Genomic DNA, 11,161 nt, shown 5'->3' with positions numbered 1-11,161 from the left:
TTAAATATTTACAGTTAAATATCGGGGCGAAAAAATATTGGTAATAATGTGTAAAATTATCCTCTAAATAATTCATTTAAAGATGTTTCATATAAATGTAATAATCAAATAAAATCTTTAAATGGTTCAATTAAAGCTATAATCAGTAAGGTTAGGATTAATCATCATTTAATAGTTTATAGGATGTTGAGAATTATATTTTTAAAATGCTATAAGAGAATGAAAAAACTGAATTTAAACGAGTTGTAGTGTGTCTAAATAAATTATATCACGGAGAAATAATATGAATTATCGATAATTTTTATTGCTTTTATGGTTTATTTAGAAATTCAACATCAGTTGTGTAAATGTAATTTTTATAAAGTGCATTGCTGTTATTTGGTCGGAAAGGCCTTTTAAATATTTTTTCTTTTATACTATTAATTAATCCATAGGGTAGTATTGTGTAATCAGGGTTTTCGAAATTTTTTTGAATTTTTAAAGTGATTTTTTGATTAGACTTATTTCCACTAATATTCCAACCTATAGTTTTATTGTTGACGACGAAATCAGATATTTGTACAGGAAGTAATTCCTTTTCTGAATTAAAAAGGCTAATGTGTTTGTCCGCATAAAAAGCCAAAACTAGTGAGCGTAAAGACCATAAGCAGCTTCCAGCACCAGAGTAAGAGTCCAAAAGACTTAAGTCGTCTTCAAAATAACCTTGGGTAACTTTCCCGTTTTTGAGTGCATTTTTGGCAATAAAAAATGACCATGTCGCATCTAGTGTATTTAATGCAAAACCAGGAGAAATTTCGTTGGGTAATAAAATAGCCCCGGCAATTATAGGTGAAGGTGCCGCCATGCGGTAACAAACGCTTCTACCCATAATAGGGAAACCATTCTCACTGAAAAGATATTTATAAAATTTTAAAAAATCTGATAGACTTGTTTTTATAAAATTATGATCGAAGTTCGGGTCAATTTGATCTATCCAGAATAAAGTGTAATGTATAGACCAAGCATTATAATAATCAATCCCTTTAGGGGGGTCATCAAACCAGCCATCTCCTAAATAATGTTTTTTTTTATAAGAATTATATAAGGAATTAATATGATGAGAATTTTGGTCATTTTTAAAACCCAATGCTTCTAATGATTTGATAATTATAATAGGAAATAAATTCCAGTTATTGTCAACAATTTCTTTATTTATAGCTTGTTCCAACCAAGAGTAAATTTGCTTTTTTTCACTTAAAGTAAATTCCTCCCAAATGAAAGATTTACTTAACCATAAGCCTAAGGCAATGTCAGCAGCTTCAACTACACGTTGGTCTTTGTCCTGAATATCTCCCCAATATTCAGGGTGATTCCTATTAGTTCCTGCTAATATTCCTGCCTTTAATAATGTTATAAGGTTATAGGAACTAGTTTTAAATTGTATATTACGAGGGTTTTCAGAATATAACCATGAAGCTGCTAAAGGAAAAAATCTAGCAAAACCCTCAATAGCATTTGTTGTTCTTCCTCTAGAACTTATAGCACCAGGATAATATATAAGCGCATTAGATTTTGATTTATAATTATAAGCGCCACGAGCAAAATATTTAAATAATTGATTATATTTTTCTATAATAGGAGTGTTTAATTCTTTTGTGAAACTAGTTTTGATTTCTTTGTCGTAATAAGTTGAATTAGGAAATGCCTGAATATTTTCAGACCAACCAGGAATTTGTATTTCTTGTAACTTATTATAAATATAACTGACAACTCCTAATGATAATAATAGAGCTAAAATGGATAAGATATAATATCTTCTTGGATTATTTAATGATTGAGGAGTTACCATTTTTATTCTATTTTTATTTATTAACCTGTATTTTACTTTCTAATAATTCCCTTTTATCTATTATATATCCTAAAAAAGCAAATACAACAATTACATAAGATTGATTTATTACTGTTTGAAGGGTTAGCATAAAAACATAAATTGTTGTTAATAGGGATAAACAGAAGAATTTAATGTGATTTTTTAACAGTAATGTTTTTACTAGGTATATAATCAACATAAATAAGAAAAATAGAAATGTAATTATTCCTGCATCCCCCCAAACTCCTATGTAAGTATTGTGCCCACGCATAAATGATGAAAAACCAATACCATTCCCTAATAATGGTTTTTGATTTACATAATAAAGTAGATTTTGAACTAGTTCTCCTCGCTCTGAACTATCTATTTTATCCGTGTTTAATGTTAAAACATTTACAATGTTATCAACTTTTTTTATTTGATTATCAGATAGGTTTAGTTGATTGTAATTATCCTTTAGTAAAAAAAGGCCAAAATAGAAAAGCACAACTATGGCTGAAAACAACAAAACTCTAAAGCCCTTAAGGAGTTTATAATTTGTTAGGATAAATACCAAAACAAAAATGAATAGGCCTGTCGTAGATAGGGTTATGAATATGCTGTAAAAAATAACTAAAAGTATACTTATTTTAAAAATCTTTTGAATTGTATTTTTTGCGACATAAAATTTTTGGAAGAATAGAAAAGCGAGTATACTTACAAAAGAAGCATTGTTTGCATCGGCAAAAGCTCCTCCTGCGCGATCTAATTTGTATAAATAAAACCCACCTTTGTCAAAATCGTAATTTATTTTAAAAAGCAAGATGGTAATAAAGGAAGATAGAACATAAGAAATGGTTATTACTTTTGTAAATAAACTGAAATAAACCTGGTTGCTTAGAAAGAAATAAAATCCTATAAAATATATCAGAGGCACTAAAGATGCTAATAATGATACTTCAGGGTTTTCGAAGCCATAAATACCAGAGGCAATAATACCTAGACAGTAGTATAATAAGTAAAAATAAAACCAAAGACCGGCAGTTTTCGAAAGTTCTCCACGATCTTTAATTATAAAAAAGAAACCTAATATAATTAAGATTAAATTTGTATAGGCTATAAATTGAGAGAATCCAATAGAAATAAATGCAGAAGTTAATCTTTGAATGTTTAGACAACTACAAATTAAAGGCCAAATAAAGCAAACAAATATTAACTTATTCTTCATGGTATTTAATTAAGGATTTTATTGAAAAGCTCCTCGTAATTTTTAATTATTGTATTTATATGATATTTTTTCAAGGATTTTAATCCATTGCAACCAATTGTAAGCCTTAGATTTTTATTATCAATTAAGTTTTGTAATTCCTTTTGCATTTCACTTGCGTTCTGATTTGATATTAAAATACCATTGTATTTATGTGTAATAATGTCAGATGGTCCCGTTTTACAATCGTATGCAATGCAAGCCATACCTTGAGACATGGCTTCTAAAAGCACCATGGGTAAGCCTTCAAATCTTGAAGATAAAATAAAAATAGAAGAGGATTGCATAAGTTTGGATATATCGGAAATAAATCCAGTAAAAGTGATTTGATTGGATAATTCATGTTCTTGTACTAATGCAGTTAAAATTGTTAACCCATTAGTGCCGGAACCTACTATTTTTAATTGCCATTCTGGATTTGATTTTAAAATTGGTTCTATAAATTTAATGAGATTATCGAACCCTTTATGGTGATATCTGTCTAAGTTTCCAACAGCAAGAATGGTTTTATCTCTATCCATAGCTTCTTGTGCTTTTATTGGAGGAAAACTACAGGGATTTGGCATGACTACAACATTTGCTCCAAAATTGGTATAATAAGGGACATCAAATTTTGTAAGTACCGTTAGGAAGTTCGCACGTTTATATAGGTGTTTTTTTGTCAATTTACTTAAGAATTCACGATTTTTGAAGGACCGTAAATGACTATTGTGTTCTTCCGCAATTATTGGAATAGAATAGAATTTAGCGATAGGTATTGTAATTAAATTTATTAACGTCATAAATGAAATAATAAGGTCCGGTCGGTTTTTTTTATTTGAATAATACTTTGAAAGGTTAAAAAAAGCTTTTACGGTGTGATTAGGGATTTTACCAAAGTCCATCGAAATCCTTTTTACAGAGGGGTGAAGTGTGTAAAAGTCTTTATGTTCATTTAATGTAATAACATTAATTTCATAGGTGTTAATTTTTGCAAATTCTGAAGCAAGAATTGAAAGAACTCTTTCGGCTCCACCTCCCTTTAAAGTTGAAATAATAAAATGTATTTTCATCATTTTTTAGTTAAAAGGTTAACGAGGCGTTTGGAAACATTTCTGAATCCTTGATTCGATATATATATTAGTGGAGTATAAATAATAAAGGTGATAACACAAACTTTTGTCCCTAATAAAACAAGCTCAAAGAAATTATTTTGAGACGACATATTTATAAACTTAAAGCAGAATTGGCTTATAAAATATGAAAGGGTTAAAGTAAGGGTTAATTTTACAAACTCTTTCCAATATGCCCATATCGTTTCTTTAAAACCAAACTTATATAAATAATAGGGGCGCCAAATAAGAATAATTAAGGAAAAGGCTGTAAGCGTACCCATTAAAATTCCTGCCAGGCCAAAGTATTGTAATAAAATTATAGATGAAACTAAATTTATAATACTTTGTATAACTGGGGCCCATACGTCTTGAAATAGCCCATATGCATCTTTAAAATGATCTACAGGAACCCTTATTTGCATAATAAAAGTGTTTAATAAGAATAGGAATAATACATTCCGTTCTAAAATATATTTATCTCCTAACCATAATGAAATAAAAGGTTCAACCAAAAATTGAAGTACAATAAAAATAATCCCGGCAATGTAAAATCTTAAAGCCATCATTTCCCAGAAAACTTTTTTAATTTGGATTTTATTGTTTTCAGCAACTAAATTACCGATACCAGCACCTGTTCCTGCAAATGAGGTGTTTATTAGTTGTAATAGTTTATTGAAAATTAATTGGTAATTGCCAAAAAAAGCAACAGTTTCTATACTAATAAAGGCAAAAACTAAAATTTGATCAGTCCCATTGGTAACAAAGGCGCCAAATTTGTGAATGGAAATTTGTTTGATTTTTTTTATTAATTCGGGATGTGTTTTTAGTATGCTTTTAGTAGCTGTATTTTTTAATCCTAACCAAGGATATTCTTTGGCTACTCTATATCTTAATAAAATACTGAATATTATGAAATAGGATAATTCTAATGCAATCCATAAATAAACGTTTCTAAAGTATACAACAAGAAAACATTGTATAATTATCTTAATTAAATTTAAGGTTTGCGAATAAGAAGTAATTATATAATTCTTTTGGTCTGCTTCGAGTAAAAAAATATGATAGTTAAAAAAAAAATTAAAACAGGAGCCCAGAAGAAAAGAGTAAAAGGCGAAATAAACTATGATTAAAGAAAAGGATATCGTATTGAAAATAAGTGGAAAAAATAATGATAATATAAAACCCGCACCTATAATTACAAAACCAATTTTTTTATATAAATACCCGAATAGATTAATTAATTCATTTATTTTGGATGTATTGTTTTCTAAAATAGGCTTGTATAAGCTAAAACCTACAGCTGTTCCTATTCCCAATTCTGCCAAATTTAAAAATTTAAGAAAGCTTTGCAGCGTACCTGTTAACCCCATAAATTCATCTCCTAAATTTTCAAGAAATATTTTCCGAGACAGGAACTGTACAAGCAAAAATAGGATGTAAAAAAACAAACTAAATTTTATGTTTTTTATAGCGTTTTTTACTCTAGACATTTTTTAACTGTTTCAAAAATTTAACTTGAGTACGAATTCGTGTCTTATTTAAAGCAAGAAATTTTTCGTATATCTTAGGAGGTAAAAAGATGACCATTAACCTATAAAAATTGAGGGTTCTTAGACTTAAATTGGTTTTGAAAATTTGCCTTATTTTTGATCGTTGAAAAAAATGAGGGTCTAATTCATTAAACATAAAAAGAGAGTTATAATGATATATTAGAAAGTTAAAAAGATAAATTTTGGCTAAAGATTTTATTTCGGAATCATATTGTTTGGTGTTTTCTAAAACATAAGCGCCTGCATTTATAGAATTAAGTTTTTTTATTGAGTAATTACTTCTTATTACACTATCTGTATTTTCTCTATTGTAGATATAAAAAGGAAAATCAATGAAACCTATTTTAGGAGATTCGTTTATTATATCAAGAGTATAGTATACGTCCTGATGAAGTATATGTTCAATAAAAAATCTGTCTTTTACAATTGAATGGTGATAAATCCTTCTCCATACAGCAAACCGTCTGTATTCCAATATACGTTTTAAGGCAGTTTTCCTATTTTCTATTTTGGAGCAATTAGAAATATCTTTATTAAAATCGGTTTTATGTTCCATCCGGGAGTCTATAGAGCTGCATTCTACCACATTTAAATTATTATCAATGGAAAATTTTAATAGCACTTCAAACATATTTGGTCTTATCCAATCGTCACTGTCAACAAAACCAATATAATCACCTTGACATTTTTGTAATCCAAAGTTTCTGGCAATACTGGAACCTCCATTAGGTATATGGTAAACTTTTATTCGTTTATCTTTTTTTTCAAGTAAATCACAAAGGTACCCACTGTTGTCTGTAGAGCCGTCATCAATAAGAATAATTTCTAAATTTTGATGCGTTTGAGTTATAATTGAATTGATACACTTTTCAATGTATAATTCAACATTATAAACGGGGACAACTATGCTTATTAGGTGGTTCAAATAAAAGTAGAGTTTAGAATGAAGTTCTTGTTTTAAGGGCTTAAGTATTCAATAGCAAAAGATTATATGTATAAATATAAAAAAATAAAGTGAAGAAATTAGGACAGATTTATAAAGTCTTATAAAGTTTTTTTGAAAAAAAATAAGGATAAAAGGAGCTTAATTTTAATTAAGAAAAGAGAGCATCAACCTAAAATGAGATAACGAAATTAATTTTTAACTATTTAAAATCTAACCCTAATTACGTTCTGAGATTTTTAAGTTTTAGATCTATCGAAGCTCGTTATAAAAAAGGTCTCTTTTTTTGTTAAAATATCTGGTATGCTTCAAGGTTTTTAAGTTCTTTTTCAAGAATGTAAGAAATAATTGTGTTAATATTTGATGTGTAATTCTTACATCTTGATTTTGTTGAAATTATTGTTATGCCTTCTGTTACATAATCGGTATAATTTTACAAGATGGAATTTAAATGAAATGTGTTTTAATTATTGTTTTGTTTATCAGGGTTTTAAGTGTTGTTTGTACACTTTTTTTGACTTGTTTGTTTTGAGAGCAGGATTTAAAATAATAGGTGTATTAAAGCTTAAACTTTTTAAAATTAGTCTTTTAACATTTAGGCAAAAATCCAAAGCTAAAACCTTTGCGTATATACCTCGAATTTCTTTTTGAATAAAAAGATTTTGTCGACGAAGTGAGTATAAAGTATTACAAAATGTAAATTAAATATGTTTTTTCTTACAATTAGTATGTTGTTCGTCGATTTAATTAAAATTATAGAAACGCAAAAATATTAATCAGTTATTTTTAGAAAAGTTTAAAATAACAAACCCCAAATCTGTTAGAAATGAGCTATTTATTACCTACCTGTTTTTCAACAGGCGCCTCTCTTTTATGGAATAAATTAAAAAAAGTTTCCCTTTTTTTAGTAGTTATTTTATCGTTTACCACAATTGTTAATGCGCAAACAAAAGCATTTCCTACCGCTTACGGAGCCGGTGCCTATACTTCTGGTGGCCGTGGTGGTTTAGTTGTACATGTAACAAATTTAAATGATAGTGGTACAGGGTCTTTAAGATCTGCACTTACTGATTATAGTGTTCCAAGAACTATAGTATTTGATGTTAGTGGAGTAATTAAATTGTCATCAAGATTAACTTTAGGATCAAGTAGCGGTAAAAACATTACTATAGCAGGGCAAACAGCTCCAGAAGGAGGAATTACTATAGATGGGAGTAAGGTTCATTTCAGTGGGGTTAGCAATATAATTGTAAGGCATATAAGATTTAAAGGTGGAATTGATTATGGAGATGATAGTTTCTCTGCGGTATCAAATATGACTAATTTAATATTCGACCATTGTTCTTTTGCCTTTGGAGCAGATGAAACTGCGAGTTGGTACTCCACTGAAGCGGGGAGTACTGTAAATAATATTACAGTTCAAAGGTCTTTATTTGCAGAAAGTAAAAATGGTTCAATTTTTGGAGGTGAATCGGGGACTGTAACTAATGTAGGTAACATTTCAATTTTAAATAATTTATGGTATAATGGCTCTCATCGTTTCCCAAATATTGCAGGGGATAATGCTAACTTTGAAATTATAAACAACGTAGCTTGGACTGTAACCAATAGATTAGTTAGGGGAAATGGAAATTTTAAACTTAATCATATAAATAATTACTATGATTACGGGCAACAAGGAATTCAGGATACAAGGCTTCAGTGTTTTTCGTATAAAAGTGGAATTGTTCCGCAAATTTATACATCAGGAAATAAATATGTAGCTAAAAATACTCAGTCTCCTTTAACGAATAGTGTGTCTGAAATGAATTCAAATAATAAATTGTCTTGGAAGTTTTTCTTGGAATCAGGAGGGTATGCTAGAGGAGAACAGTTACCTTCAAATTATTTTAAAAGCAGTCAATTTAGTTTATTAGGAGCTAAAATAAACATTCAGTCATCAGATGCTGCATTTAATGATGTAAAAATGGATGTCGGTTGTAATGCTCGTTTAAATGCTGATGGGTCAAAAAGTAGTAACGTTGATGTTTTAGATAGTGAATGGCTAGGTAATGTTAGAAATGGAAAATATACAAATAGATTAAGTACAAGTGAGTATATTGTACCCTCGTTTTCATCGAAGTCTCGTCCATCAAATTATGATACGGACAAGGATGGTATGGCAGATGAATGGGAAAGAAATACATTTGGAGATTTAAGTCGTGATGGCAAAGGAGATTATGATGGAGATGGATATACTGATTTGGAAGAATTTTTAAACGGTGTTGACGGTAATACATCTACAACTACCCCTTCAGTAACGGTAAACGCCGGAGAAGATCAATCTATATGTGTTGGAGAAAGTGTGACTTTAAAAGCTAGCGGAACTGCTACTTATGAGTGGAGCACGGGTGCAACAACCCAAAGTATAACTGTAACACCAACTGAAACTACAACTTATACAGTAACAGGTAAAGACAGTTCAGGAAACTCAGATACTGATGAAGTTACAGTTACTGTTAATGAAGCTCCTCAGGTAAATGCGGGAGATAATGTTACCACCTGTGAAGATGCTTCGGTAGTATTAACGGCAACAGGAAACGCTTCAAGTTATAAGTGGAGTACAGGAGCAACCACAAAATCCATAACAGTAAACCCAACTGAAACTACAACATATACGGTTACGGGGACAAACGGATCATGTTCAGATTCCGATGAAGTCGTCGTCACCGTGTCTCCCAGGCAAACGATAAACGCCGGCAGTGATGTTACCATAGATTTAGGAGAAAGCACAAGCTTGTCAGTATCCGGAACGGGATCCTTTAAATGGAGTACAGGGGAAACTACGCGCGAAATTACCGTTTCCCCATCTCAAACTACTACATATACAGTAAATGTATCTCACAATGGGTGTGATTATCAGGCTCAGGTAAGAGTAACAGTAAATATCCCAACAGTAGAAGTTGAAGCTGATGCCGGAGACGATCAGACGATCTGTGCAGGCGAGAGTGTGACACTAAGCGCAAGCGGAGGTTCAGCTTATGTTTGGAGCAACGGAGAAACGACAGAAAGTATCACGGTAAGTCCATCAGAAACGACGACGTATACAGTAACAGTTTCTGAAGGGGATGTAAGTGCAACGGATGCTGTAACAGTAATTGTAACCGCCTTACCAGTAGCCGATGCCGGAACCAATCAGACCATAGAGCAAGGTGAGAGCGTAACCTTAACGGCAACAGGAGGAACATCTTATAAGTGGAATACAGGCGAGACTACAGCCAGTATCACAGTAACACCAAATCAGACCAGAACGTATACCGTTGAAGTATTCAATGACGGCGGTTGTTCAGATACAGCTCAGGTAAGAGTAACAGTAAACATCCCAACAGTAGAAGTAGAAGCCGATGCCGGAGCCGATCAGACGATCTGTGCAGGCGAGAGCGTGACACTAACCGCAAGCGGAGGTTCAGACTATGTTTGGAGCAACGGAGAAACCACGGAAAGTATCACAGTAAGCCCATCAGAAACGACGACTTATACAGTAACAGTTTCCGAAGGTGATGTAAGTGCAACTGATGCTGTAACAGTAAACGTAACTGCCTTACCAGTGGCCGATGCAGGAACCAATCAGACTATAGAACAAGGCGAGAGTGTAACCTTAACCGCAACCGGAGGAACATCTTATAAGTGGAACACAGGCGAGACTACAGCCAGTATTACGGTAACACCAAATCAGACAAGAACTTATACCGTTGAAGTATTCAATGACGGCGGTTGTTCGGATAGTGCTCAGGTAAGAGTAACAGTAAATATCCCAACAGTAGAAGTTGAAGCCGATGCCGGAGACGATCAGACGATCTGTGCAGGCGAGAGCGTGACTTTAACCGCAACCGGAGGTTCAGCTTATGTTTGGAGCAACGGAGAAACAACAGAAAGTATCACGGTAAGTCCATCAGAAACAACGACGTATACAGTAACAGTTTCCGAAGGTGATGTCAGTGCAACGGATGATGTAACAGTAAATGTAACCGCTTTACCAGTGGCCGATGCAGGAACCAATCAGACCATAGAACAAGGTGAGAGCGTAACCTTAACCGCAACCGGAGGAACATCTTATAAGTGGAACACAGGTGAGACTACAGCCAGTATCACAGTAACACCAAATCAAACCAGAACCTATACCGTTGAAGTATTCAATGACGGTGGTTGTTCGGATAGTGCTCAGGTAAGAGTAACAGTAAACATCCCAACAGTAGAAGTAGAAGCCGATGCCGGAGCCGATCAGACGATCTGTGCAGGCGAGAGCGTAACCTTAACAGCGACTGGAGGTTCAGCATATGTTTGGAGCAACGGAGAAACGACAGAAAGTATCACGGTAAGTCCATCAGAAACGACGACGTATACAGTAACAGTTTCCGAAGGTGATGTAAGTGCAACTGATGCTGTAACAGTAAACGTAACTGCCTTACCAGTGGCCGATGCAGGAACCAATCAGACTAT

Annotated in this window: 5 protein-coding genes and 1 pseudogene; 1 reads left to right on the top strand and 5 read right to left on the bottom strand. The window is 32.2% G+C overall.

Annotated elements, in window-relative coordinates:
* Positions 1 to 310 precede the first annotated feature (310 nt).
* The 5 genes from I3217_RS13580 to I3217_RS13560 are packed head-to-tail and all read right to left on the bottom strand — an operon-like array spanning position 311 to position 6,664.
* A complete protein-coding gene (locus I3217_RS13580) occupies positions 311 to 1,828 on the bottom strand; it encodes a DUF2264 domain-containing protein (RefSeq protein ID WP_435050316.1) in 1,518 nt (505 codons plus the stop codon).
* 13 nt (positions 1,829 to 1,841) lie between these two features.
* Complete coding sequence (locus tag I3217_RS13575) at positions 1,842 to 3,056, bottom strand: O-antigen ligase family protein (protein WP_435050315.1); 1,215 nt, start codon at positions 3,054 to 3,056, stop codon at positions 1,842 to 1,844.
* A gap of 5 nt (positions 3,057 to 3,061) precedes the next feature.
* Positions 3,062 to 4,150, bottom strand: coding sequence for a glycosyltransferase family 4 protein (locus I3217_RS13570; protein WP_435050314.1), 1,089 nt, complete (start codon positions 4,148 to 4,150; stop codon positions 3,062 to 3,064).
* Positions 4,147 to 5,679 (bottom strand): lipopolysaccharide biosynthesis protein, encoded by a 1,533-nt coding sequence (locus tag I3217_RS13565; protein WP_435050313.1) that lies wholly within the window; start codon positions 5,677 to 5,679, stop codon positions 4,147 to 4,149. The genes I3217_RS13570 and I3217_RS13565 overlap by 4 nt, the downstream gene beginning before the upstream one ends.
* On the bottom strand, positions 5,672 to 6,664 hold the full coding sequence (locus I3217_RS13560; protein ID WP_435050312.1) for a glycosyltransferase: 993 nt from the start codon (positions 6,662 to 6,664) through the stop codon (positions 5,672 to 5,674). Before I3217_RS13560 ends, I3217_RS13565 begins: the two co-directional genes overlap by 8 nt.
* A gap of 844 nt (positions 6,665 to 7,508) precedes the next feature.
* Here I3217_RS13560 and I3217_RS13555 point away from each other — a divergent pair.
* Positions 7,509 to 11,161, top strand: a pseudogene (locus tag I3217_RS13555) (hypothetical protein); the annotation flags it as partial.

This window comes from Formosa sp. S-31, assembly GCF_051172795.1.
Lineage (GTDB): Bacteria > Bacteroidota > Bacteroidia > Flavobacteriales > Flavobacteriaceae > Formosa.
The sequence above is the reverse complement of the archived record's forward strand: the minus strand, read 5'-3'. Positions and strand labels throughout refer to the sequence as shown.

Bases quoted from the DNA above. Each gene is read 5' to 3' on its own strand.
- I3217_RS13580 (WP_435050316.1), bottom strand. From the start codon at position 1,828: ATGGTAACTCCTCAATCATTAAATAATCCAAGAAGATATTATATCTTA.
- I3217_RS13575 (WP_435050315.1), bottom strand. From the start codon at position 3,056: ATGAAGAATAAGTTAATATTTGTTTGCTTTATTTGGCCTTTAATTTGT.
- I3217_RS13570 (WP_435050314.1), bottom strand. From the start codon at position 4,150: ATGATGAAAATACATTTTATTATTTCAACTTTAAAGGGAGGTGGAGCC.
- I3217_RS13565 (WP_435050313.1), bottom strand. From the start codon at position 5,679: ATGTCTAGAGTAAAAAACGCTATAAAAAACATAAAATTTAGTTTGTTT.